General features: G+C 70.3%; 24 protein-coding genes and 1 pseudogene. 14 read left to right on the plus strand and 11 right to left on the minus strand.

Features of this window, described 5'->3' with window-relative positions:
* Positions 1 to 113: 113 nt before the first annotated feature.
* Positions 114 to 521: a YbaY family lipoprotein gene (locus AC1RRS_RS08020; RefSeq protein WP_492854674.1), complete on the plus strand. Its 408-nt coding sequence runs from the start codon at positions 114 to 116 to the stop codon at positions 519 to 521.
* A gap of 163 nt (positions 522 to 684) precedes the next feature.
* Here AC1RRS_RS08020 and AC1RRS_RS08025 read toward each other — a convergent pair whose 3' ends face one another.
* The gene (locus AC1RRS_RS08025) at positions 685 to 1506 is read right to left on the minus strand and encodes an ABC transporter permease (protein ID WP_492854675.1); all 822 of its coding nucleotides are present in this window, start codon (positions 1504 to 1506) and stop codon (positions 685 to 687) included.
* A gap of 240 nt (positions 1507 to 1746) precedes the next feature.
* Between AC1RRS_RS08025 and gcrA the strand changes: the two genes are divergently transcribed.
* The 5 genes from gcrA (at position 1747) to AC1RRS_RS08050 (ending at position 5689) form a co-directional block, all read left to right on the plus strand.
* A complete protein-coding gene (gene gcrA / locus AC1RRS_RS08030) occupies positions 1747 to 2277 on the plus strand; it encodes a cell cycle sigma 70 cofactor GcrA (RefSeq protein WP_492854676.1) in 531 nt (176 codons plus the stop codon).
* A 180-nt stretch (positions 2278 to 2457) separates the two neighbouring features.
* Entirely contained in the window at positions 2458 to 3993 is a 1536-nt protein-coding gene (xseA, locus tag AC1RRS_RS08035; protein ID WP_492854937.1) for an exodeoxyribonuclease VII large subunit, read from the plus strand.
* A gap of 27 nt (positions 3994 to 4020) precedes the next feature.
* Entirely contained in the window at positions 4021 to 4239 is a 219-nt protein-coding gene (locus AC1RRS_RS08040; RefSeq protein WP_110119052.1) for a DUF2093 domain-containing protein, read from the plus strand.
* Between the two features lie 149 nt (positions 4240 to 4388).
* On the plus strand, positions 4389 to 5078 hold the full coding sequence (locus AC1RRS_RS08045; RefSeq protein ID WP_492854677.1) for a M23 family metallopeptidase: 690 nt from the start codon (positions 4389 to 4391) through the stop codon (positions 5076 to 5078).
* 104 nt (positions 5079 to 5182) lie between these two features.
* Positions 5183 to 5689, plus strand: coding sequence for a response regulator (locus AC1RRS_RS08050; protein WP_110119050.1), 507 nt, complete (start codon positions 5183 to 5185; stop codon positions 5687 to 5689).
* Positions 5690 to 5857: 168 nt separating this feature from the next.
* Here the strand turns inward: AC1RRS_RS08050 and AC1RRS_RS08055 are convergent, their stop codons facing one another.
* The gene (locus AC1RRS_RS08055; protein WP_492854678.1) at positions 5858 to 6796 is read right to left on the minus strand and encodes a lysophospholipid acyltransferase family protein; all 939 of its coding nucleotides are present in this window, start codon (positions 6794 to 6796) and stop codon (positions 5858 to 5860) included.
* A gap of 237 nt (positions 6797 to 7033) precedes the next feature.
* Between AC1RRS_RS08055 and AC1RRS_RS08060 the strand changes: the two genes are divergently transcribed.
* Together AC1RRS_RS08060 and hisN are read left to right on the plus strand one after the other, a co-directional pair.
* Positions 7034 to 7426, plus strand: coding sequence for a helix-turn-helix domain-containing protein (locus tag AC1RRS_RS08060; protein WP_110119048.1), 393 nt, complete (start codon positions 7034 to 7036; stop codon positions 7424 to 7426).
* A gap of 66 nt (positions 7427 to 7492) precedes the next feature.
* Positions 7493 to 8332, plus strand: coding sequence for a histidinol-phosphatase (hisN, locus tag AC1RRS_RS08065; protein ID WP_487292460.1), 840 nt, complete (start codon positions 7493 to 7495; stop codon positions 8330 to 8332).
* Here hisN and AC1RRS_RS08070 read toward each other — a convergent pair.
* From AC1RRS_RS08070 to AC1RRS_RS08100, 7 genes and pseudogenes are all read right to left on the minus strand, one after another.
* Positions 8331 to 8499, minus strand: a pseudogene (locus tag AC1RRS_RS08070) (hypothetical protein); the annotation flags it as partial. The gene hisN and the pseudogene AC1RRS_RS08070 sit on opposite strands and share 2 nt — an antisense overlap.
* Positions 8496 to 8924: an NUDIX hydrolase gene (locus AC1RRS_RS08075; protein WP_487292461.1), complete on the minus strand. Its 429-nt coding sequence runs from the start codon at positions 8922 to 8924 to the stop codon at positions 8496 to 8498. The gene AC1RRS_RS08075 and the pseudogene AC1RRS_RS08070, both read right to left, overlap by 4 nt.
* Complete coding sequence (locus AC1RRS_RS08080; RefSeq protein WP_492854679.1) at positions 8921 to 9874, minus strand: alpha/beta fold hydrolase; 954 nt, start codon at positions 9872 to 9874, stop codon at positions 8921 to 8923. Before AC1RRS_RS08080 ends, AC1RRS_RS08075 begins: the two co-directional genes overlap by 4 nt.
* Before the next feature lie 4 nt (positions 9875 to 9878).
* Positions 9879 to 10187, minus strand: coding sequence for an SCP2 sterol-binding domain-containing protein (locus AC1RRS_RS08085; protein WP_110119043.1), 309 nt, complete (start codon positions 10185 to 10187; stop codon positions 9879 to 9881).
* 109 nt (positions 10188 to 10296) lie between these two features.
* Positions 10297 to 10968: a hypothetical protein gene (locus AC1RRS_RS08090; protein WP_492854680.1), complete on the minus strand. Its 672-nt coding sequence runs from the start codon at positions 10966 to 10968 to the stop codon at positions 10297 to 10299.
* Positions 10965 to 11864, minus strand: coding sequence for a class I SAM-dependent methyltransferase (locus AC1RRS_RS08095; protein ID WP_492854681.1), 900 nt, complete (start codon positions 11862 to 11864; stop codon positions 10965 to 10967). The genes AC1RRS_RS08090 and AC1RRS_RS08095 overlap by 4 nt, the downstream gene beginning before the upstream one ends.
* Before the next feature lie 131 nt (positions 11865 to 11995).
* The gene (locus AC1RRS_RS08100; RefSeq protein WP_492854682.1) at positions 11996 to 12838 is read right to left on the minus strand and encodes a class I SAM-dependent methyltransferase; all 843 of its coding nucleotides are present in this window, start codon (positions 12836 to 12838) and stop codon (positions 11996 to 11998) included.
* 240 nt (positions 12839 to 13078) lie between these two features.
* Between AC1RRS_RS08100 and AC1RRS_RS08105 the strand changes: the two genes are divergently transcribed.
* The 6 genes from AC1RRS_RS08105 (at position 13079) to AC1RRS_RS08130 (ending at position 19509) form a co-directional block, all read left to right on the plus strand.
* Positions 13079 to 13540, plus strand: a complete 462-nt coding sequence (locus AC1RRS_RS08105) for an Hsp20 family protein (RefSeq protein WP_110119039.1) — start codon at positions 13079 to 13081, stop codon at positions 13538 to 13540.
* A gap of 187 nt (positions 13541 to 13727) precedes the next feature.
* On the plus strand, positions 13728 to 15299 hold the full coding sequence (locus AC1RRS_RS08110; protein WP_492854683.1) for a DUF4153 domain-containing protein: 1572 nt from the start codon (positions 13728 to 13730) through the stop codon (positions 15297 to 15299).
* Positions 15296 to 16009 (plus strand): response regulator transcription factor, encoded by a 714-nt coding sequence (locus AC1RRS_RS08115; RefSeq protein WP_492854684.1) that lies wholly within the window; start codon positions 15296 to 15298, stop codon positions 16007 to 16009. The genes AC1RRS_RS08110 and AC1RRS_RS08115 overlap by 4 nt, the downstream gene beginning before the upstream one ends.
* Positions 16006 to 17595: a HAMP domain-containing sensor histidine kinase gene (locus AC1RRS_RS08120; protein ID WP_492854685.1), complete on the plus strand. Its 1590-nt coding sequence runs from the start codon at positions 16006 to 16008 to the stop codon at positions 17593 to 17595. Before AC1RRS_RS08115 ends, AC1RRS_RS08120 begins: the two co-directional genes overlap by 4 nt.
* A gap of 112 nt (positions 17596 to 17707) precedes the next feature.
* Positions 17708 to 17908 (plus strand): hypothetical protein, encoded by a 201-nt coding sequence (locus AC1RRS_RS08125; protein ID WP_492854686.1) that lies wholly within the window; start codon positions 17708 to 17710, stop codon positions 17906 to 17908.
* An 80-nt stretch (positions 17909 to 17988) separates the two neighbouring features.
* Positions 17989 to 19509, plus strand: coding sequence for a DUF8614 domain-containing protein (locus tag AC1RRS_RS08130; RefSeq protein WP_492854687.1), 1521 nt, complete (start codon positions 17989 to 17991; stop codon positions 19507 to 19509).
* A 180-nt stretch (positions 19510 to 19689) separates the two neighbouring features.
* Here the strand turns inward: AC1RRS_RS08130 and AC1RRS_RS08135 are convergent, their stop codons facing one another.
* Entirely contained in the window at positions 19690 to 20952 is a 1263-nt protein-coding gene (locus AC1RRS_RS08135) for a pentapeptide repeat-containing protein (protein ID WP_492854688.1), read from the minus strand.
* A 101-nt stretch (positions 20953 to 21053) separates the two neighbouring features.
* The gene (locus AC1RRS_RS08140; protein WP_487292539.1) at positions 21054 to 22313 is read right to left on the minus strand and encodes a pentapeptide repeat-containing protein; all 1260 of its coding nucleotides are present in this window, start codon (positions 22311 to 22313) and stop codon (positions 21054 to 21056) included.
* Positions 22314 to 22326 lie beyond the last annotated feature (13 nt).

The raw sequence follows: 22326 nt of genomic DNA on the forward strand, positions 1-22326 counted from the left end.
TTTGGACGTCAGGGCGCCGGGGACACACCCTGGCGACGCGGGACCGCTACCTTGCCACCGCCGAGCGATCCGTCCTAAGCCTTGGACAGGGGGAGATGCTCGGAGGATCCGCGATGAAGGCCGCCCTGCCCCTGACCCTGACCCTGCTGGCTCTGACCGGCTGCGCCTCGACGACCGCCCCGCCCGCGCCCGCCGCCGTCACCGGAACCGTGGTCTGGCGCGAGCGGCTCATGCTGCCGCCAACGACCAGGGTGATCGTGCGCCTGCAGGACGTCAGCCTGGCCGACGCGCCCGCCAAGGTGCTGGCCGAGGACGTCATCGAAGGCGTCCGCGCCCCGCCGGCGGCGTTCAAGCTGGCCTATGACCCGGCGTCGATCGTTCCCAATCACCGCTATTCGGTGTCGGCGCGCGTGGAGGTGGACGGCCAGCTGCGCTTCATCAACGACACCCACATCGCCGTGATCAACGACGGGCCGACCAGCGGCGTGGAGGTGCTGGTCAAGGGCGTGGGGCGGCCATAGCCACACCCCCACCTCCCGTCATTCCCGCCCTTGTGGCGGGAAACCCTGGTTCCGCTCGCACGTGAAGCGCAAGCGGCGTGCTGAGCACGCCGCCACTACCGCCCTAGCGGCTGACAGAAGGGTTCCCGCCACAAGGGCGGGAATGACGGGAAGAAGGAGCCGTTCAGCTCTTCAGGCGGTACCCGCTGCGGAACAGCGCCCAGCACCACAGGAAGAGGCCGACGGTCAGCACCGCCGTGACCACCACACCGATGGCGATGCTGCCATCCGCGTGGCCGATGAAGCCGTAGCGGAAGCCGTCGATCAGGTAGAAGAACGGGTTGAAGTGGCTGGCCGTGCGGAACGGCTCGGGCAGCTTGTCGACCAGGTAGAAGGTGCCCGACAGGAAGGTCATCGGCATGATGGCGAAGTTGGTCACCGCCGCCAGCTGGTCGAACTTCTCGGCCCACAGGCCGGCCAGCACGCCGGCCAGGCCCAGGATCAGGGCCGCGCCGATCGCGAAATAGAAGATCGCCCACAGGTGCGAGATCTGCAGGCCCGCGCCCGGCAGCACGCCGATCACGGCCGCCGTCACCGCGCCGACCACCACGCCGCGCGTCGCCGCGCCCAGGCCGAAGGCGGCCACCTGCTCCAGCGGGGTCAGGGGCGGCGTCAGGAAGTCGGACGTCAGGCCCATCATCTTGGCCTGGATCAGCGACGAGGACGAGTTGGCGAAGGCGTTGTTGAGCACCGCCATCATGATCAGGCCAGGCGCCACGAAATGGCCGAAGGTCACGCCCTCGACCGCCGGGCGGCTGGCGCCGACCGCGACCACGAACACCAGCATGTAGAGCAGCGTGGTGACCACGGGGGCGGCCACGGTCTGCATGCCCACCTTCCAGAACCGGCGGATCTCGCGCTGGTAGAGGGTGAGGAACCCGCTCCAGTTCCAGCCGTGATAGTCGCGCGGCTGCGGCGGAACGACGCTGTCTGCCATGTCTCTCATTGGCTCGATCCTGGAAATTCCTTCGCCATGTGCGCCCGGGAAGGGTCGGGCGCAAGCGTCCCGCTTCGAGAATCAATATATTGTTTCTGTGGACAGAGTACCTGGCGCCTATTGTGCGTCTTAACGCATTCTTTACACTATGTGGTAGGTCAGCCGCCGGCGGGGCGTGCTGTACACCAGATGTAGGGTCATGGCGAGGTGGGGTTCTCGTCGTGGCGCCTTTTTTAGGCGGAGAAGGCCATGAGCTGGACTGACGAACGGGTCTCCACCCTCAAGAAGCTTTGGCTGGACGGGCTGTCCGCCAGCCAGATCGCCAAACAACTCGGCGGGGTCACCCGCAACGCCGTGATCGGCAAGGTCCATCGTCTGGGCCTGTCGGGTCGCGCCGCGCCCTCGCAACCGGCTCGCCCGGCCTTCAAGGCGCCGCGCCCGGCTCGTCCGGCCGCCACCGCCATGCCGGCCGCGCCGCGCCGCGTGGTCGCCGCCGAACCGGTCGCCCCGGCCCCGGCTCCGGTCGCGGCTCACCAGCAGCCGTCGGTTCCGGTCCTGCGCAACGAAGCCCCCGGCTCGGCCACCGTGCTGACCCTCGGCGCCCACATGTGCAAGTGGCCGATCGGCGACCCGTCGTCGGACGGCTTCACCTTCTGCGGCCGCCGCTCGTCGGAAGGCCCCTACTGCGTCGAGCACGCCCGGGTGGCCTACCAGCCGCAGCAGACCAAGAAGAAGGGCGGCGCCACCGAGCTCGCCCGCTCGCTGCGCCGCTACATCTAGAGCGCGCCAGGGTTAGGTGTAGGCGGCTAACCCGCCCGGGCGTGCTCTGCCTCAAGAGCGCGCCGAGGGCCCGGTCCGCCGGGCCTTCGAGAGGGATACGAACAAGAAGAGAAGCGTCGGCAAGGCGCTCTCGCCATGCAGCCCTCCCCGTTCCGCGGGGAGGGCTTTATGCTGCCCCCGATGACCGACCTCTCCCCCGATTCCAACGCGCCCGCCTATTCCGTCTCGGAACTGGCCTTCGCGCTGAAGCGCACGCTGGAAGACCGCTACGGCTTCGTGCGGCTGCGCGGCGAGCTCAGCAAGGTCACCCACCACTCCAACGGCCACGTCTACCTGACCATCAAGGACGACAAGGCCGCCATCGACGGCGTCGTCTGGAAGGGCAACGTCCGTGGCCTGGGCGTACGGCCAGAGCACGGGCTCGAGGTCATCGTCACCGGCAAGATCACCACCTATCCGGCCGGCTCGCGCTACCAGATCGTCATCGACAGCATGGAGGCCGCCGGCGTCGGCGCGCTCCTGGCCCAGCTTGAGCGGCTGAAGGCCAAGCTGGCCGGCGAGGGTCTGTTCGCGGCCGAACGCAAGAAGCCCCTGCCCTCGATGCCGGCCGTGGTCGGGGTGATCACCAGCCCCACGGGCGCGGTGATCCGCGACATCCTGCACCGCATCCGCGACCGCTGGCCCTGCCGGGTCATCGTCTGGCCGGTGGTGGTGCAGGGCGACGCCGCCGCCGGCCAGGTGGCCGGCGCGATCCGGGGCTTCAACGCCCTTACGCCCGGCGGACCGGTCCCCCGCCCCGACATCCTGATCGTCGCTCGCGGCGGCGGCTCGGTGGAGGATCTCTGGGCCTTCAACGACGAGGCCCTGGCCCGCACGGTGGCCGAGGGGACGATCCCCCTGATCTCGGCCGTCGGCCACGAGACCGACACCACCCTGATCGACTTCGTCTCCGACCGCCGCGCGCCCACCCCGACGGCGGCCGCCGAGATGGCCACGCCCGTGCTGGCCGAGCTGCGGGGCCTGGTCTCCGACTACGACCGCCGCCTGTCACGTTGCGCCGGCCGGGTGGTGGAAGAGCGCCGCACGCGGCTCCAGGCGGCAGCTCGCGGCCTGCCCCGCCCCAACGACCTGCTGGCCCTGGCCCAGCAGCGCTTCGACATCGCCGCCGGCCGGCTGGACGCGGCCCTGGCCCGTAACACCTCGGTCCACGCCCAGGACCTGCTGAAGGTCACCGCCCGCCTGTCGCCCGAGGCCCTGGCCCGCCAGCGCCAGGCCAAGGCCGAGCGCCTGTCCGACCTGTCGCGCCGCCTGGACCTGGCCGCCCGCCGCGCGCCCGAGCGCGCCGCCCAGCACGCCCGCCTGCCGGCGCTGTGGGACCGCCTCAACGCCGTCGCCCGCCGCCGCCTCGACCGCGAGGCGGACCGCCTGGCGGGGCTGGACAAGCTGCGCCAGTCGCTGAACCCCGAACGGCCGCTGGAGCTGGGCTTTGCTTTGGTGCGCAAGATGGACGGCACCCTGGCCCGCTCGGCCGCCGACCTCGCCGCCGGCGAGCGCGTGAACCTGAAGTTCAAGCTGGGCGAACGCGACGCGGTGATCGACGGCGAAGGCTCGACGCCGCCGCCTCCCCCTCCGCCAGTGGCGCAAGCGGCCCCCAAGCCCGCTCCGCGCCCGAAACCCGCGCCCCCGCCGTCACCCGGCCAGGGCGATCTGTTCTAGTCCCGCGCTTTGGCGTAGAAGAGTCCCATGAACGCTTACGATCGCGACATCGGCAAATCCGGCCTGGCCGTCCTGCACTATGGCGACGGCGACTTCGCCGTGCTCAGCCCCGGCCAGTACGTGGTCTGCGCCGTCACCGGCGCCAAGGTGCCGCTGGAGGCGCTGCGCTACTGGAGCCCCGAGCTGCAGGAGGCCTACGCCACGCCGAAAGAGGCGTTGAAGCGCTGGCAGGAGACCAAGGCCTGAACCGCCGGGGGCTTCTCGCCGTCCTGGTCGGCGCCGCCCTTCCCCTCGCCTACTCCGCCCGCGCCGCGGCCCCTGGCCTGACGCTGAACGGCCGCCTGGAACAGGGCGGCTACGTCGTCGGCCGCACCGCTCCCCGCGCCGATGTGCTGGTGGACGGCGTTCCCGTCGCCCAGAGCTCGGCCGACGGCTGGTTCGTGGTCGGCTTCGACCGCGACGCTCCGCCGGTCGCCGAGATCACGGTGCAGACGCCCGACGGCTCGGCCAGCCATCGCGTGGCGATCGCGCCGGGAACCTTCGACGTCCAGCGCATCGACGGCCTGCCGCCGTCGCAGGTCACGCCCGACGATCCCGCCCTGCTGGCCCGCATCGCCGCCGAGGGCGCGCGCAAGGCGACGGGCTTCTCCAGCCGCGTCGACGGCGACTTCTTCCGCACCGGCTTCATCTGGCCGGTGAAGGCCACGCGACGATCCTCCAGCTTCGGCGGCCAGCGCATCCTCAACGGCGAGCCCAAGCGCCCGCACTACGGCGTCGACCTAGCCGCGCCGGTCGGCACGCCCGTGGTCGCCCCGGCGGCCGGCGTCGTCGCCTTCGCCGAAACCGGCCTGCACTTCGAGGGCGGCCTGATCCTGATCGATCACGGCCAGGGCCTGATCAGCGCCTATCTGCATCTTTCCCGCATCGACGTGACTCCCGGCCAGCGGGTGGCCCAGGGCGAGCGGATCGGCGCGGTCGGCAAGGAGGGCCGGGCCACCGGTCCGCACCTCTGCTGGCGCCTGAAGTGGCGCGACCGCAATCTCGACCCCAGTCTCTGGGTGGCTGACGCGGGAATGCGACAGTGAACGGTGCAAACTTCACCATTTGGGGACAGCCCCTATCGACAGCCCCCTGTGGTTATGGTTATCCCCAGCCCGCCCTGAAATTCGCGTATGAGGCGTAAACCCGCATGTCCGCGGTGCTAGACAAGCTCCGTTTCCTCCTGGTGGACGATAACCACCACATGCGGGCCATCGTCAGCACGATCCTGAAGGGCGTGGGCGTGCGCCACGTGCACGAGGCGATCGACGGGGCCGAGGGCCTGCAGATCCTCAAGGATCGGCAGATCGACATCGCCATCGTCGACTTCAAGATGTCGCCGCTGGACGGGGTGCAATTCACCCAGCTGGTGCGCAACTCGCCCGACAGCACCGACCCGTTCCTGCCGATCATCATGCTGACCGGCTTCGCCGAACGGCACCGGGTGTTCGAGGCGCGCGACGCCGGCGTCACCGAGATCGTCGTCAAGCCGGTCACGGCCCGCTCGCTGCTCGACCGCATCGACATGGTGATCTTCAAGCCGCGGCCGTTCATCCGCAGCGCCGACTATTTCGGCCCCTGCCGCCGCCGCCGCCAGGATCCGCACTACGGCGGTCCGTTCCGCCGCGGGACGGACAAGGGCGCGATCGAGCTTTAGCTCCACCCTTCTCCCCGTCATTCCCGCCCTTGTGGCGGGAAACCCTGGTTCCGCTGATACGTGAGACGCAAGCGGCGTGCCCGGCACGCCGCCCCACCTGCCCTTGCGACCGACAAAGGGGTTCCCGCCACGAGGGCGGGAATGACGGGAGTGAGGAAAGACCTTTTCTCAGGCCTTTTCGGCCGCATCCCCCGCCAGCAACGCCGCATAGACCTCGTTGGGCCAGCGGCGGTGGACCCAGAACCACTCTTCCGGCCGCTCGCGGATGCGGTCCTCCATGAAGGCGTTGATCATCCGCACGCCGGCCTCGATGTCGGCCGTGCGGTCGCCGGTGCTGGGCGGGACGATCGGGTCGTGGACCACCGCCCGGAAGCGCGCGCCCTTGGTGCGCTGCACCGACATCGGCTGCAATACGGTCCCAAAGCGGATCGCCAGGCGGGTCGGCCCCGGCGCGGTGCGCGAATCGTGGCCGAAGAACGGGGCCGCGACGCCGCCGTTGAACTTCTGGTCGTTCATCAGCGCCACCGACTCGCCGCGCTTCATGGCGTCGAGCAGCTCGCGCGCGCCGTCGCCGCCCTTGGGGGCGAACAACCGCACGCCGTAGCGGAACCGGCTCTTCTTGATGCGCTCGTCGATATAGGGGTTGTTGGCCGCCCGGTAGGTCATCTGGCAGGTGACGCCGGAATCGACGATGGCGGCCGGCATGACCTCCCAGTTCGACAGGTGGCCGGAGACGAACACCACCGGCTCGCTGTCCCGCGCGATCTGGGCCAGGCGCTCTGCGTTGACCACTTCCACCCGCCCGGTGGAGGGCAGCAGCTTGTCCATCAGCGGGAACTCGCCGAACGTCCGGCCCAGCCCGTCCCACTGCTTGCGCAGCATGCCGGCGCGCCAGGCGGCGTCCTTTTCCGGGAAGGCCAGGCGCAGGTTGCGGTCGGCGACCTTGTGGGCCCCGCTCAGCGGACCGAAGGTGCGCCCGAACCATCCGCCCAGGGCCGAGGCCGCGTCGACGCCCAGCGTCCGGAACAGGCCCATGAACAGGTCGTAGCCGATGGCCTCGATACGCCAGTAGAAATCTTGGGTGCGGGAAGCGCGGACTTGGGACATCGCCCCTTACTAGAGCGGGACAGCGCGGAACGGAAGTCACCCCAGCGCAACACCCGACCTTAAGCCTTTGAAATCGTCTGATTTTATCACCCAGAAATCGCCGCAATCGGGGCCATGACTGGTTCCTTTCGGTGCTTTCAGGCGACTCGGCCTCGCTTGGCGCGCGACTTGCGGCTGTCAGGGCAGACCGTTCCGTTTCGGGACGGGGGAAAAGCCATCGGGGGTCAAGGGTCCATCATGGGCAATGACATCGACACTCACCTGGGCAAGCGTCTTCGCCGCCGTCGCCGGCTGCTGGGCCTGACCCAACAACAACTGGCCGGCGCCGTGGGCGTCCGTTTCCAGCAGATCCAGAAGTACGAGTGCGGCGCCAACCGCATCTCGGCCGCGCGCCTGTGGCAGCTGTCCGAAGCCCTGGAAGTGCCGGTCGGCTACTTCTACGACGGGCTGTCGAACCTCGCCGCCCGCGAGGCCGCGCCGGCGCACAACGACTCCGAGGGCGGCGAGATGTTCGCCCGCAAGGAGACGATCGACCTGATCCGGGCCTACTACCTGCTCGGCGAGCGTCCGCGCCGCCGCCTGCTGGACCTGGCCAAGTCGCTGAACGGCGTCGAGCAGATCGAAGCCTGACCCACGCTTCAGTTGGGCGGTTCAGTGGAGTAGCGTCGCGGGCCAGGGCAGGCTAAAGCCCTGCCCATGACGCTCTCCGCCGATCGCATCGCCGCCCTCGACGCCTTCATCGTCGAGCTCAACAGCGCCTCCGCCGGAGCGATCCTGCCGCTGTTCCGGTCCGACCACGGGCTGGAGGACAAGGCGGCGGGCAAGAACCTGCCGCGCGAAAGCCACGCGGCGTTCGATCCGGTGACCGAGGCCGACCGCGGCGCGGAAGCGGCGATCCGCAAGCTGATTTCCGAGCGCTATCCCGAGCACGGAGTGATCGGTGAGGAATACGGCGAGGACCGCCCGGACGCCGAGTTCGTCTGGGTGCTGGACCCCGTCGACGGCACGCGCGCCTTCATCTCGGGCCTGCCCCTGTGGACCACCTTGATCGGCCTGCGCCATCAGGGCCGTCCCGTGCTGGGCTCGATCGGCCAGCCCTATCTCGACGAAATCTATGTCGGCTCGGCCGCCACCGGCTCGCGCCTGATCGCCCGCGGCGGCGAAAAGCCCCTGCGCGTGCGGCCCTGCGCGGTGCTGACCGACGCCATCATCGCCACCACCGATCCGGAAGCCTGCTTCGACGGCGCCGAACTCGGCGCCTGGCGTCAGGTGCGCGCGGCCGCCAAGCTGGCCCGCCTGGGCTGCGACGCCTACGCCTACGCCATGGTCGCGGCCGGCACGATGGACATGGTCATCGAGGCCGGCCTGAAGAGCTGGGACGTCGAGGCGGCCATTCCCCTGATCGAAGGCGCCGGCGGCGTCGTCACCGACTGGCGCGGCGCCCCGATCGGCCAGCACGGCGGCCAGATGGCCATCGCCGGCGACCAGCGCGTGCTCGACGAGGCGCTGGTGGCCCTGAAAAGGTCGGCGAAATAACTCCTTCTCCCCTTGCGGGAGAAGGTGGCCTGCGAAGCAGGTCGGATGAGGGGTCGAAGATCGGCGCCGCTGCGAAGGCTGATCGACCGGGCGATGAGGACAGGTCTGAGAGACCCCTCATCCGTCGCCTGCGGCGACACCTTCTCCCGCAAGGGGAGAAGGATCAGAGCTTGAGCCCGTCCGGCAGCAGCCGCTCACCGGCGGCGAAGCGCTCCACCGCCACCCACTCGACCCAGACGTCCTGGCTGTTCTCGTTGATCACGAAGCGGTCGCGCGCGATCGCCTTGGGATCGCTGGTCGTGATCTCGTAGACGAAGATGATCTCGTGGCCCGTATGGCCCTCGTGCTCATAGAGGTTCTCGATCACCGTCGGCGGGCCGACGATCTCGATCGCGAACCCCGTCTCCTCCAGGAACTCCCGCCGCAGGGTCTGTTCCGAGGTCTCGCCGAACTCGACGCCGCCGCCCAGCGGCCGCCAGCCCTTCACCGAGCCGTCGTCGTTGCGCACCTCGGCGACCAGCAGCCGGTCCTCGTGGCGCAGCAGGCCGATGGCGACAACCCGCACCGCCTGCTTGGGACGCCACGTGCTCATCGCGGGGCGACCGGGTCGACCGTGTCGTCGAACGCGGCCCAGAAGCGGGCGCGGCGGTCGTCGGTCTCGATCAGGATCTCGTGGAAGGCGTCCTCGATCTCGACGTAGCGCCCCTTGGGAATGCGGGCGGCGATCGCCCTCTGGGCCGAGGTCAGCACCCGGGTGTCGATCCCCGCGCCGACGATGGTCACGGGAATGGAGATGGCCTCGATACCCGGCGCGCGGGCCAGCCAGTCGCAGGCGGAGAACGCGAAATCGGTCCAGCCCCAGGTGATGCCGCCGAGCGCGATATCCGGATTGGCGCGGATCTGGGCCTGATGACGGGCGTAGCGGGCCGCGTCGTGGGTCAGGGCGTCCTGCGGGAAGACGTGCTTGAACGGATCGCCGACGTCGCCCAGCACATAGTCGCCCCGCAACGGCGTGCGGGCGGCGAGCCACGCCAGGCCCCGCGCCAGGAAGGCCGGCGTGCGTCCGGGGTTCAGCCCCAGCATCGGGGCCGACAGCACGCAGGCGGAAAAGCGGGTCTCGCCATGGGCCAGGACGAGGCTGGTCAGGCAACCGCCCATCGAATGGCCCAGCGCGATCCAGGGCTTGGGCAGACGCGCCTCGAAGGCGGCCAGCAGGGCCTGGTAGTCGCCGAGAAAGTCGTGGAAGCCGGCCGCGTGGCCCTTCAGCCGGTCGGGCAGCATGCGGTGCGAGAGCCCCTGCCCTCGCCAGTCGTGCACCAGGACGACGAAGTTCCGGGCCAGGAGGTCGGAGACGACCTCGTAGTACTTCTCGATCGGTTCGCTGCGGCCGGGGCTGACCACCACCGATCCGCGCGGCTCACTGACCGGAGAAAACAGTGCGGCGCGGAGGGTCGCCCCGTCCGCGCCGCGAAACCATTCGGCCTGGCCGTGGTCGGGAACCGGCGCCTCGGGAATCGAGACCAGAGGCGCGGGCTCCCCCATCGGCTTAGCGCAGCTTGGAGAACAGCGCCGCCATCTTGGACTGCAGCGCCATCGCCGCGCCCATGTCCGACAGCTTCAGCTTGCCGGTCATGACGGCCATGGTCGGGTCGAGCGAACCGGCGCCGATGGCCAGGAAGTCTTCCTTCGACAGGGTCATGGTCAGGTCGGCCGGACCGTCGTCGTTGGTGACCGAACCGCCATCGATCAGGATGACGCCTTCGCCCTTCAGGTCGAACTTCAGGCTCTTGCCGAGGCCGCTGTCGTCGCCGACGGCGGTTTTGATCTTGTCGGTGATTTCCTGCAGAGTGGCCATGAAACGCGATCTCCCTCTTATTTGCGCGTTCAATAATGCGCGTGAGAACTTGGCGTGCACCCTGGCCGGGCGCGGCGCGCAAGTAAACACCGTTTAGACGCTCTCCACCCTATTTTTTGCTCTGGATGAAGCGCACCTGCGAAGGCGTCCCGGACAGGCGAATACGGGTCGCGCCCTTGAAGTCGGAAAGCCGGTAGATCGGGGCTTTGCCCGCCAGCGGCAGGGCCTGGGTCTTGCCGTCCGCGCCGACCACGACGCCGCCGGAAGCGCCCGGAAAGCTGAAGCCGGTCATCTTCGGCGCCAGCATGGCCATCGGCCCGGCCGCCTTGCCGATGACGCCGTTGGTGGACTCCAGAACCACCTTCAGCTCGCCGGCCTCGTACTCGGCCGCCGGCTTCAGCACCGGCTCGATGATCAGGGTCGAACCGAACTTGGCGTCGACCGGCGCGTCGAACTCGACCTTCGCCCCGCCCTGCAGCTGGGCCAGGGTCGGCAGGCGCTCGAAGCGGCCGTCGGCGCTGATCGGCAGCGGCGTACGCGCCCCGCCCGCCTCCACCAGCATGGCCTTCAGGCCCTCGGCGGGCTTGCCGTCTCGGGTCAGGCGGTAGGCCACGCGGGTGCGCGAACGCTCCTGGGCCGGCACCTTGAGGAAGTTCTCCAGGTAGCCGAACACCTTGTCCGCCGGGGCGACCTTGTTCCCCTGAGCCAAGGCGACGGAACCGGCCGCCAGGGTCAGGACGGCGGTGGCGACGAGCGCGCGCCTCGCGATACGGCGGCTCATTTCGGCTTCACGAACTTGAGGGTCATGCGGTCGCTCTCCCCGATGGCGTCGTACTTGGCGTGGTCGAAGTCAGGCTCGGCCGGCTCGCCGCGCGGCGCCGACAGGCGGGTCGGCGGCAGGGTCCAGACGCCGAACGGATGGTCCTTGGTGTCTTTCGGATTGGCGTTGATCTCGCTGGATCCCGCCAGCTCGAACCCGGCCTCCTTGGCCAGCTGCTCGACATAGGCCTGCTGCACATAACCGTCGGCGGCCAGCACGTCCTGCACGCGGCCGGGCTCGCCCCGGTGCTCCTCGACACCCAGGATCCCGCCGGGCTTCAGCGCCGCCAGGGCGTCCTTGAAGGCCTTCTCGGCGATCCCGCCGGCCATCCAGTTGTGCAGGTTGCGCAGGAACAGCACGCGATCGACGCTGCCCGCCGGCGCGACGGGGCCGCTGCCCCGGCCGAAGGTGGTGATCTCGACCTTGCCGTAGAGCCTGGGCTTTTCCTCCAGCTTGCGGCGATAGGCGGCGACGATCTCGGCGGCGGCGGGATCGGCCGGATCGGCCTCGAGCACCGCCTCGTAGAGCTTGCCGCCGGTGGCCGCCAGGAACGGCGCCAGGATCTCGGTGTACCAGCCCGCGCCCGGCCAGAACTCGACGACGGTCTGGCCCGGACGGACGTCCCAGAACTCCAGACTCTGCACCGGATGACGCCAGGCGTCGCGAGCCTTGTCGGCGCTGGTGCGCCAGTCCCCGGCCACCGCGCCGGCCAGGGTCGACGCGCCGCCCTTGGTTTCGGCAGGTTTGGCCGCGGCCGCCTTGGCCGGTTCGTCCTTCTTGCGGCCGCAGCCGACCAGGCCCGCCGCGCCGGCGGCGACCATCAGGCCGCGACGCGACCACGAATACGCCGGATCCATCAATCCCCCTCTACTCATGGATCCAGCCTAGGCCGCGACCTTGGCGAAAACACGCCCGCGGCCCGCGGGCTCGGGGGCGAAGAAAACACGCCCGCGGCCCGCGGGCGCGGGGGCGAAATGGCGCCGACCGATCACGCCGGCTTCCGGAAGCGCAGGGTCATGCGGTCGCTCTCGCCGATCGCGTCGTACTTGGCGCGGTCGAAGTTCGGATCGGCCGGCTGCCCCGAGGGGGCCGACTGACGCACCGGCGGCAGGGTCCAGACCCCGAACGGGTGGTCCTTGGTGTCCTTGGGATTGGCGTTGATCTCGGACTTGGCGTCCAGCTTGAAGCCGGCCCGTTCGGCCAGGGCCACGACGGTGGCGGTCGACAGATAGCCGTTGGCCCCGGCGCTCTTCTCGTCGGCCGGATCGGCGCGGTGCTCCTCGATCGCCAGGATCCCGCCGGGCTTCAGCACGGCGAAGAAGTCGGCGAACAGCTTGTCGGCGACGCCCGGCTGGATGGTCCAGTTGTGGACGTTGCGGGCGGTCAGAACCAGGTCGGCCGAGCCCGGCGCGCCCAGCGGCGCGGCCACCGGCCCGAAGTCGACGAACTTGACCTTGCCGTACTTGGCCTCGTCGGCGAACCGGGCCTCGAAGGCCGCGCGGCCCTTGCGGGCGCCGTCCGAGGTCTTGGGATTGGCCAGGTCGGCGACGCCGGCCACGTAGGTTCCCTTGGTGGCCTTGGCGTAGGGCGCGAGGATCTCGGTCCAGTAGCCGCCGCCGGGCGAGACCTCGATCACCGTCTGGCCGGGCTTCAGCCCCCAGAACGCCAGGCTCTCATAGGGATGGCGGGCGCCGTCGCGGGCGACGCTGGCGGGCGTGCGGTCGGGCGAGGCGACGGCGGTCTTCAGGGCCGCGTCGGCGGCCAGGGCGCCGGTGGGGGGCGCGAGCGCCGCGAGGGCGGCGAGAATGAGCAAGTGGCGGCGGGCGGGCATGGCGTCTGTCTCCGTCGTCGGCCCGCGTTCCGGGCGCGCCGACCTTAGCCGCACGCGAACCGCGATCAAGCGATTCCGAAACTGAATGACCCACCCCTTGAAGTCGAAAATCGACCTCCCAACTATTCAACCGAAGGCGCTGGAAAACCGGGCCTTCCGGATCGCAGACGAGGCCGAGATCGGGTCGTCGAAGGTCCGAACACACATCGCAACCTTGCTTGAAGAGAAGGTTCTATATCTATGCGTACGATCGACCTGTCGCCCCTTTACCGTTCGCTCGTCGGCTTCGACCGCCTGGCCGCGCAACTCGACGCCGCCGCCAAGACCGAAGCCGCCTCCGGCTACCCGCCCTACAACATCGAGCGCACCGACGAGAATTCCTACCGCATCGAGATCGCCGTCGCCGGCTTCAAGCCGGAAGAACTGTCGATCGAGGCCAAGGAAGGCCTGCTGACCGTCTCGGGCCGCAAGGCGGCCAATGACGAAGCCAAGCGCTACCTGCATCGCGGCCTCGCCGAGCGCAATTTCGACCGCCGCTTCCAGCTGGCCGACTACGTGGTGGTGACCGACGCCGCCCTGGCCGACGGCCTGCTGACCATCTCGCTGAAGCGCGAACTGCCCGAAGCCCTCAAGGCCCGCACCATCCCGATCAACACCGGCGCCGACACCGCCAGCCTGATCGAGGGCGAACAGGCCGCCTGACGGCGTCCCGACCACTTTCTTTCTCTCTGTTCTAAGTCCCCTCCGACTTCGGGCGGCGCAGCGATGCGCCGCCCTTTTTCGTCTCTGCACCAGTTCTGCACGGCGATCGGGCGGGCCGTGCACGGCCTCGCCGCCGGGGCTGCAAGCCGCGCGGCTATCGGGAAGGCTCCGCTGATGGGGACCTCCGATGAAAGCCTTCCGCCCGCCGCCCGCCGCCGCGCCCTTCTGGATGAAGCCGGTGGCCGCCGCCCTGCTGGTGCTGGCGTCCGACCAGCTGTTCTGGGGCTATGCCGCCGGCGCGACCTTGGGCGGCTTCTGCCTGCTGGCGACCATCGCCGTCGTCCTCGTTCATCCCGCCGCGCGCCGCGCCTGGGGCGCGCTGCTGGCCGCGACGGTCTTCGGCGTCGTGATGATCGAGGCGCCCGGCCTGCTGGCCTTTGTCCTGTGGGCGGTCGCCATCGCCGTGGCGGTGCTGGCCGCCCGCGCGGGCCGGCATGAGGACGCCTGGCGCTGGCTGCAACGGCTGGCGGTCCTGCTGGTCCTGGGCCTCGTCGCCCCGTTCCGCGACTTCATGAAGGCCCGCAAGCGCGCGCCAGGATCGGGCGCGGCCCTGCGTCGCCTGCCCGTGCTGGTGCTGCCCATCGTCGGCGGCGCGGTGTTCCTGGCGCTCTTCACGATCGCCAATCCGGTGATCGCCCAGGCCGTGGCCCAGTGGCGCATCCCCCAGATCGACCTGCCCCGCATCGGCTTCGCCGTCATCGTGCTGTTCGGGGTCTGGATGCTGCTGCGGCCCAGCTTCAAGCGTCCGCTCTGGGGCCTGCCGGCCGCCAAGCCCGGCGCCGCGCCCCTGCCCGGTCTCAGCGTCGCGTCGGTGGGCCTGTCGCTGGTGGTGTTCAACACGATCTTCGCCCTGCAGAACGGCCTGGACCTGGCCTTCCTGTGGTCGCGGGCGCCGCTGCCGCAGGGCGTGACCCTGGCCGAGTACGCCCATCGCGGCGCCTATCCGCTGATCGCCACCGCCCTGCTGGCCGGCCTCTTCGTGCTGGTCGCCCTGGCGCCCGGCTCGGCGACGGCGCGATCGACGTGGTTGCGACGGCTGGTGGTGCTGTGGGTGGCGCAGAACCTCTTCCTCGTCGCCTCGTCGATCCTGCGCACCCTGGACTATGTGGAGGTCTACGCCCTGACCCGCCTGCGGCTGGCGGCCCTGATCTGGATGGCGCTGGTGGGCCTTGGCCTGCTGCTGATCTGCTGGCGGATGCTGCGCGCCAAGAGCGCCGGCTGGCTGATCAACGCCAACCTCGCCGCCGCCGGCCTGGTGCTGGCCGCCTGCACGGTGGTGGACCTCGGCTCGGTCGCCGCCGCCTGGAACGTCCGCCACGCCCGCGAGCTGGGCGGCGACGGCGAGGCGCTGGACGTCTGCTACCTGGAGCGCCTGGGTCCTTCCTCGGTCGTAGCCCTCAGCCAGCTACGCGCGACCGCCCTGCCCCCGCTGCTGGCGGCCCGCGTGGCTTGGTCGCGCGAGACGGTGCTGAACGACCTGGAACCCCGCCAGGCCCAATGGCGCGGCTGGTCCTGGCGCGGTCAGCGGCGCCTGGACGAGGCCCTGCTGATCGCACCGCGCGACCGGACAATCCCGGTTCCGGCCGGCACGCTGGACTGCCGGGGCCAGCAGATCGGTCCCAGCGCGCCCGAAACGCCGCCCCAACCCTACAGCGAACCGTTGACCCCGGACGTCGCAAGCGGAACATCTGCGCCATGACTCAGCCGATCCTGATCGTCGACGACGAGCCCCACATCCGCGAGCTGCTGGCCTTCGCCCTGGGCAAGGCCGGCTACGCCACGGTCGAGGCCGCCGACGGCGAGGCCGCGCTGGAGGCGATCGCCGCCCACAAGCCGGCCCTGGTGGTGCTGGACATCAACATGCCGCGCCTCAACGGCCTGGACGTCTGCCGCCGCATCCGCGCCGAGGGCCAGTTGCCGGTGCTGCTGCTGTCGTCGCGCGACGACGAGATCGACCGGGTGCTGGGCATCGAGCTGGGCGCCGACGACTACGTGGTCAAGCCGTTCAGCCCGCGCGAGGTGACGGCCCGGGTCGCCGCCATTCTCCGGCGCGCCTCGGCCACAGCTCCGCCGCCGGCCGAAGAGGCCAAGCTGGTCAGCCACGGCCGCCTCAGCCTCGAAGCCGACGCCTGGCGGGCGGCCTGGGGCGAGACCGAGACGACCCTCACCGTCACCGAGTTCGGCATCCTCTGGACCCTGGCCAGCGCACCCCGTCGGGTGTTCACCCGCGACGCCATCATCGACAAGCTGCGCGGGCCCGGCTTCGCCCTCACCGACCGCACCATCGACAGCCACGTGCGCAACCTGCGCGCCAAGTTCGCCAGGCTGGGCGGCGTCGACGTGGTCGAGACCCGCCCCGGGGTCGGCTACCGCCTGGGGGCCTGCCAGGGCCAGGACGCGCAGGCGTGATCGCCGCGCTGTCGGCTTTCAAGGACGCGGTGAAGCGCCGCTGGCCGGCCCTGCGCCTGCGCTCGATCCTGCTGGCGGTGCTGCTGTTCGCGGCCGCCATGCCGGCGTTGGGCGGAATCTTCCTGCGCAGCTACGAGAACACCCTGGTCCGCCAGACCGAGGCCGAGCTGAACGCCCAGGGCGCGGCCCTGGCGGCGACGGCGGCGGCGCTGTGGCCTGACGCGCCGCCCGCCTCGGCCCTGCCCGAACCGGATCCGGAAGACCCTTCCTACTACCGCCCCGAAAAGCCCAGCATCGACCTGTCGGCCGCCCGCATCCTGCCCGAGCGGCCCGCGCCCAAGCCCACCGGCGCGCCCGAACCGGAAGCCGTGGCCGCCGCCGCGCGTCTCGACCACATCTTCGCCGACACCACCCGCAGCACCCTGGCCGCCATCGTCCTGACCGACGCCCACGGCCGCGTCGTGCGCGGCCTGGGGACCGGCGGCGACCTCTCGGCCCTGCCCGAGGTGCGCGACGCCCTGTCCGGCCGGTCGGAGACCGTGCTGCGGCGGATCGGCCAGTACCGTCCGCGCTATGTCTGGGAATGGCTGAGCCGCGCCTCGGCCGTGCGCCTGCATCACGCCCGGCCGGTGATCGTCGGCGGACGCACCGTCGGCGTGCTGCTGCTGTCGCGCTCGCCGCGCGGCCTGTTCAAGGGGCTGCACGAGGATCGCGGCAAGCTGCTGGTCGGCGCGGGGGTCATCGTGCTGGTGCTGTTCGGCCTGGCGGGCCTGGTCTCGCGCGGGGTCACCCGGCCGATCGAGCAGCTCAGCGCCGCCACCCGCGCCATGGCCCAGGGCCGCGGCGAGCCGCCCGAGACCCCGACCACCGCCGCCGTCGAGATCCAGGCGCTCTATGACGACTTCCGGGCCATGGCCGCGGCGATCGACAAGCGCTCGCGCTACCTGCGCGACTTCGCCGCCGCCCTCAGCCACGAGTTCAAGACACCCCTGGCCGGGGTGCGCGGGGCCATCGAGCTCCTGCAGGACCACTATCCGACCATGAGCCAGGCCGAGCGCGAACGCTTCCTGGCCAACATCGCCGCCGACAACGCCCGGCTCTCGGCCCTGGTCGGACGGCTGCTGGAGCTGGCCCGCGCCGACATGGCCACGCCCGAGGCCGGCGTCGCCGCCGCGCCCGCCGCCGCCGCCCGCTCGGTGGCCGCCGCCCTGTCCGGCCCCGACCTCGCCGTCGCGCTGGACCTGCCGGCCGACCTGCCACCGGTCGCAGCGCCCCTGGCGGTGATCGAGACGGTGCTGACCGTGCTGGTCGAAAACAGCCGCCAGGCCGGCGCCCGGCGGGTGACGATCGGCGGCCGCCAGGACGGCGCCGAGGTCGTGCTCGAGGTCGCCGATGATGGTCCCGGCGTCGCCCCCGCCGACGCCGCGCGCTTGTTCGAGCCGTTCTTCACCACGCGCCGCACGCAGGGCGGCACGGGCCTTGGCCTCTCCATCGCCCGCTCCCTGGCTCGCGCCCACGGCGGCGAGGCGGCCTATCTGGCCGGCGACGCGGGCGCGCGCTTTTCGCTGTCGCTGCCGACGGCCTGATCCCTCCTCCTGATCGCCCTTTTGGGCGTCTGCACGGAATCTCCACAAGCGGTTCATCACCGCGCCTCAGGGCGCTTCTAGGCTTCGATCTCGCCCCCACAGGAGATCGCCCATGCTGACCGCCGCCCCGCCCGCTTCCGACTGCCAGGTCGAGCTCGACATCGCCGCCGGCCGCTGCACCTGGAGCGTCGTGCGCCCCGACGGCATGCGCCTGTCGGGTACAGCCAGCGACCCGGCCTTCGCCCAGAGCCAGACCGCCCTGGCCGCCGTGATGCTCGACGCCTTCGCCTCCCTGAAGCGGCGGCGTTTTTAGGCCTGGCCCCTCGTCTTCGCCTCGTCTTGGCCATGGGGCGGGTGTAAGCGTCGCCTTCGCTGGTTTCGCAAAGGCCCTTCATGCGCGCGCTTGTTTCCCCCGCCCTGGCCCTCGCCCTGACGCTCGGCGTCTCGGTCGCGGCCCTCTCCTCCGCCCCCGCCCTGGCCGCGCCCGAGAACTACGCGACCATCCGCATGAAGACCGACACCGCCTTCCTCAGCCCCGAGGAACGCAAGGTGGTGAACCTGCTGATCCAGGCCGCCGACCAGATGACGGCCATCTACGACAAGCAGGCGGTCGCCCAGGGCGGCGCCGACGGCCCGGGCCACGGCTTCTATCCGCCGGGCATGACCAAAGCGGAATTCGAGACCTATCTGGCCGCCCATCCCGACCAGAAGACCGCCCTGATGGACGCCTACACGGTGGTCCGCCGCGAGGGCGACAAGCTGGTCGCCGTGCCCTACTCGGTCGCCTACAAGCCTGAGCTGACCAAGGCCGCCGCCCTGCTGGACGAGGCCGCCAAGGTCACCACCAACGCCAGCCTCAAGCGCTTCCTGACCCTGCGCGCGCAATCTTTCCGGTCGAACGACTACTTCCAGTCCGAGATGGCCTGGATGGACCTGGAGGGCACGCCGATCGAGGTGGCCATCGGTCCGTACGAGACCTACACCGACGAGATGATCGGCCAGAAGGCCGCCTTCGAGGCCTTCGTCACCCTGAAGAACCCGACCGAGAGCCAGGCCCTCGACAAGTACAAGGCCTATCTGCGCGACATGGAGGCCAACCTCCCGGTCGCCGACGCCTACAAGAACTTCAAGCGCGGCGGGGCCTCGCCGATCGCCGTGGCCGAGCAGATCCGCGGCGGCGGCGACAATCTGCACGGACCGCAGACCGTGGCCTTCAACCTGCCCAACGACGAGCGGGTGCGCGAGGCCAAGGGCGCCAAGAAGGTGATCCTGTCCAACGTGCTGGCCGCCAAGTACGAGGGCATTCTCTCGCCCATCGCCTCGCGGGTGCTGGTCGCCGACCAGGCCGCCCTGGTCAGCCAGAAGTACATGACGCTGGAGACCCTGTTCCACGAGTTGTCGCACAGCCTGGGCCCGGGCTCGATCACCGTCGCCGGCCGCGCCACCACCGTCTCGGCCGAGCTGAAGGACATCGCCGGCACCGCCGAGGAGGCCAAGGCCGACGTCATGGGGGCCTGGAACATCCTCTTCATGATGGAGAAGAACGAGATCCCGGCCGCCGAGCGTCCGCAACTGTTCGCCACCTACACCGCCGGCATCTTCCGCGCCGCCCGCTGGGGCGACGAGGAGGCTCACGGCCGGGGCGCGGCCCTGCAGTACGGCTACCTGAAGGCCAAGGGCGCCTTCGTCTTCGATCCCGTCGCCAAGCGCTACCGCATCGACGACGCCAAGATGGCCGCCGGCATCCGCGACCTGGTGGCCGACATCGTCAAGCTGCAAGGCGACGGCGACTACGCCGGCATGGTCGCCTTCTTCGACCGCTACGCCCACCTCGACGACGACGCCCGCGGCGTGATCGCCACGCTGAAGGACATCCCGGTCGACATCACCCCGGTCTATCCGGCGAAGGTGTGAGATCCAGGCCCCTTCTCCCCTTGCGGGAGAAGGTGGCGGCCGAAGGCCGACGGATGAGGGGTCTCTCAGACATGAGAGACCTCACCCAGCCTGACCGCCGCACGAAGCTTCGAGGTTTGAGAGACCCCTCACCCGACCTCGCTCCGCGAGGCCACCCTCTCCCGCAAGGGGAGAGGGACTTTACGCCGGCGCGAAATCCACGCCCTGCACCTGGTTCAGGTCGCAGTCGCGGAAGCTGGCCTTGGCCAGGCGGGCGCCGGTGAAGTCGGCGCCGCGCAGGTCGGCGCCGTCGAGGATGGCTTCGGAGAGGTCGGCGGTCTGGACCATGGCGTAGCGCATGCGGGCGGCCGCCAGGTTGGCCTGGGTCTGACGCTGGGGACCCAGCGGCAGCGGCGACAGATAGGCCTGGCGCAGGTCGGCCTTGGTCAGGTTGGCGCCGGTCAGCTTGGCGCCGCGCAGGTCGGCCCCGCGCAGATTGGCCGCGCGCAGGTCGGCGTTCTGCAGGTTCGCGCCCTGCAACTGGGCGCCGGACAGGTCCATGCCGACCATGCAGGCGCCCTTGGCGGTCATGGCGGTCAGGCGCAGGCCCTTCAGCCGGTCGCCGAGCGGACGCAGGTCCTCGCCGTCGAGACGGGCCGCCTGCCCTTCCTTGCCGCCGGTCTGGCACCATTGCTGGTTGGCCAGGCAGCGGGCGTAGAGCTCGCGGGCCTTGTTCACCGCTTCCGGCGTCGAGGCCGTCAGGGCGCCGCTCATGTGCGCGCCGCTGGTCCGGGCGGTCGAGGTGTCGACCCCGGCCATCACCGAGCCTTGCAGGTTGGCGCCCTCGAGGTTGGCGCCCTTGATGTCGGCGTTGTCGAGGATCGCGCCGGCGAGGTTGGCTTCCTTCAGGTTGGCGCCCGACAGCTTGGCCCCGCGCAGGGAGCAGTCGGAGAAGTCGGCCTTGAAGGCCGAGACGCCGGTGAACTGCGAGCCGTCGAGGGTCGCGCCCGAGAAGTTGACCTCGTCGACCTCGCCGTTGCGGGTCTCGTGCTTGAGGGTGTCCAGCCCCTTGCGGGGGTGCGGGATGGCGATCTGGCCCTCGCGGAAGTCGGCCTGGGTCAGGTCGGCCTGCGAGAGGTTGGCGCCGCGCAGGCAGGCCCCGCGCAGGTCGGCGCGTTGCAGGCTGGCCTGGCGCAGGTCGGCCTTGCGCAGGTCGCAGCCGAACAGGCTGGCGCGATCCAGCTTGGTGCGCACCATGCGGCAGCCGTCGAGGATCGAGGCCGACAGGTCGGCGTCCGTCAGGTTGCGGAACGACAGGTCCAGGCCCGACAGGTTCATGAACCGCAGCGAGGCGCGCTTGCCGCCCTGCTTGCCGGTCACGAACTTCTCGTGGGCCGTGACGAGCATGTCGAGTTCGGCCTGGCTGAGCTTGCGGCGACCCGCAAGGTTCTGCACGGCGTTCATTGCGGGACCCCCTCCCGACTCTGCGTAAGTCTCTTGAATTTCATCGGATAACAGGAATCGACGAGCGAACGGTTAAGGCCGCGTCTTTTCGTCACATTTCGTCAGATGACGTCGTCCAACCCCCGCGCGCCCAGCCGGATCGCCCCGGTCAGGTCGAGATCCTTGAGGTTGCCGTTGGTGAAGTTGGCGCGCGACAGGTCCGCGCCCGCCAGGCAAGCGCCGCGCAGGTCGGCCCGGGCCAGGTCGGCGTTGGTCAGCAGCACGCCGGTCAGGTCGGCCGGCAGCAGTCGGTCCTTGCCGATCAGCAGCGGCCCGAGCTGGGCGTCGCGCAGGTCGGAACCGGAAAGCTTGGCGCCCTTCAGCCGCGCCCCGCGCAGGTCGGCCCGGCGCAGGTTGCAGGCCCGAAGGTCCGCCCCTTCCAGCTGGGCGCCCTGCATCTGCACGCCCTCCATGTCGAGGCCATAGAACACCGCGCCCTTGGCCGACAGGGCCGTCAGGTTGAAGCCGCGGATGCTTTTCAGATTGCGCAGGTCGGCCCGGTCGAACGACGACGGCTTGCCCTCGGCCCCGCCGGTTTCGCACCAGCGGGCGTGGTCGGCGATCATCTGCTCGTAGGGCATGTCGGAGACGTCGACGCCCGAGGCCTTGTCGGTCAGCGCCCCTTCCATGCTGGCCCCGGTGACGTTCCAGGACAGGGTTTTCACCCCCACCAGCACGGTGTTGCGCAGATCCGCGCCGGACAGGTTGGCGCCCGAAAGGTCGGCCCCGGCCATGTTGGCGCCGTTGAAATTGGCCTGCTTGAGGTTGGCGCGCACCAGCTTGGCGTCCTTCAGGATCGCATCGCTGAAGTCGGCCTTGGTGGCGACGATGCCCGACAGCCGCGAGCGCTCGAGATTGGCGCCCGAGAGGTTGGCGCCGGCCGCATAGGCCTCGCGCTGCACCGGCTCGATGATGCGGTAGCCCTTCTCGCGGTCGGCGGCGGCGATCTGGCCTTCGCGCAGGTCGGCCTCGAACATGTCGGCGCCGGTCAGGTTGGCGCCGCGCAGGCTGGAGCCGCGCAGGTCCGAGCGCCGCAGCGAGGAATCGGTCAGGTCCGCTCCCTGCATGTCGGCGCCGTAGAGATTGGCGTTGTCGAGCTTGCAGCGGCGCAGGTCGGCGCCCACCAGCAGCGCGCCGGTGAAGTCGGCGTCGCACAGGTTACGGCCGGCCAGCACCAGTCCGGAAAGGTCGCAGAAGGCGAACACCGCGCGCGCGCCGCCGAGCCGAGCCGACCACAGGCGGTCGTGCTTGGCGCAGATCACGTCGACTTCTTGTTGCGTCAGGCGCCGGTGTTCCTGGCCTGCCGCTGCCGGGGTGTTCATGCAAGCTCGCATC

The organism is Caulobacter sp. GW821-FHT12A07 (genome assembly GCF_058807655.1).

Coding starts and splice junctions, on each gene's coding strand:
- AC1RRS_RS08020 (WP_492854674.1), top strand. CDS start 114: ATGAAGGCCGCCCTGCCCCTGACCCTGACCCTGCTGGCTCTGACCGGC.
- AC1RRS_RS08025 (WP_492854675.1), bottom strand. CDS start 1,506: ATGAGAGACATGGCAGACAGCGTCGTTCCGCCGCAGCCGCGCGACTAT.
- gcrA (WP_492854676.1), top strand. CDS start 1,747: ATGAGCTGGACTGACGAACGGGTCTCCACCCTCAAGAAGCTTTGGCTG.
- xseA (WP_492854937.1), top strand. CDS start 2,458: ATGACCGACCTCTCCCCCGATTCCAACGCGCCCGCCTATTCCGTCTCG.
- AC1RRS_RS08040 (WP_110119052.1), top strand. CDS start 4,021: ATGAACGCTTACGATCGCGACATCGGCAAATCCGGCCTGGCCGTCCTG.
- AC1RRS_RS08050 (WP_110119050.1), top strand. CDS start 5,183: ATGTCCGCGGTGCTAGACAAGCTCCGTTTCCTCCTGGTGGACGATAAC.
- AC1RRS_RS08055 (WP_492854678.1), bottom strand. CDS start 6,796: ATGTCCCAAGTCCGCGCTTCCCGCACCCAAGATTTCTACTGGCGTATC.
- AC1RRS_RS08060 (WP_110119048.1), top strand. CDS start 7,034: ATGGGCAATGACATCGACACTCACCTGGGCAAGCGTCTTCGCCGCCGT.
- hisN (WP_487292460.1), top strand. CDS start 7,493: ATGACGCTCTCCGCCGATCGCATCGCCGCCCTCGACGCCTTCATCGTC.
- AC1RRS_RS08075 (WP_487292461.1), bottom strand. CDS start 8,924: ATGAGCACGTGGCGTCCCAAGCAGGCGGTGCGGGTTGTCGCCATCGGC.
- AC1RRS_RS08080 (WP_492854679.1), bottom strand. CDS start 9,874: ATGGGGGAGCCCGCGCCTCTGGTCTCGATTCCCGAGGCGCCGGTTCCC.
- AC1RRS_RS08085 (WP_110119043.1), bottom strand. CDS start 10,187: ATGGCCACTCTGCAGGAAATCACCGACAAGATCAAAACCGCCGTCGGC.
- AC1RRS_RS08090 (WP_492854680.1), bottom strand. CDS start 10,968: ATGAGCCGCCGTATCGCGAGGCGCGCGCTCGTCGCCACCGCCGTCCTG.
- AC1RRS_RS08095 (WP_492854681.1), bottom strand. CDS start 11,864: ATGGATCCGGCGTATTCGTGGTCGCGTCGCGGCCTGATGGTCGCCGCC.
- AC1RRS_RS08100 (WP_492854682.1), bottom strand. CDS start 12,838: ATGCCCGCCCGCCGCCACTTGCTCATTCTCGCCGCCCTCGCGGCGCTC.
- AC1RRS_RS08105 (WP_110119039.1), top strand. CDS start 13,079: ATGCGTACGATCGACCTGTCGCCCCTTTACCGTTCGCTCGTCGGCTTC.
- AC1RRS_RS08110 (WP_492854683.1), top strand. CDS start 13,728: ATGAAAGCCTTCCGCCCGCCGCCCGCCGCCGCGCCCTTCTGGATGAAG.
- AC1RRS_RS08115 (WP_492854684.1), top strand. CDS start 15,296: ATGACTCAGCCGATCCTGATCGTCGACGACGAGCCCCACATCCGCGAG.
- AC1RRS_RS08125 (WP_492854686.1), top strand. CDS start 17,708: ATGCTGACCGCCGCCCCGCCCGCTTCCGACTGCCAGGTCGAGCTCGAC.
- AC1RRS_RS08130 (WP_492854687.1), top strand. CDS start 17,989: ATGCGCGCGCTTGTTTCCCCCGCCCTGGCCCTCGCCCTGACGCTCGGC.
- AC1RRS_RS08135 (WP_492854688.1), bottom strand. CDS start 20,952: ATGAACGCCGTGCAGAACCTTGCGGGTCGCCGCAAGCTCAGCCAGGCC.
- AC1RRS_RS08140 (WP_487292539.1), bottom strand. CDS start 22,313: ATGAACACCCCGGCAGCGGCAGGCCAGGAACACCGGCGCCTGACGCAA.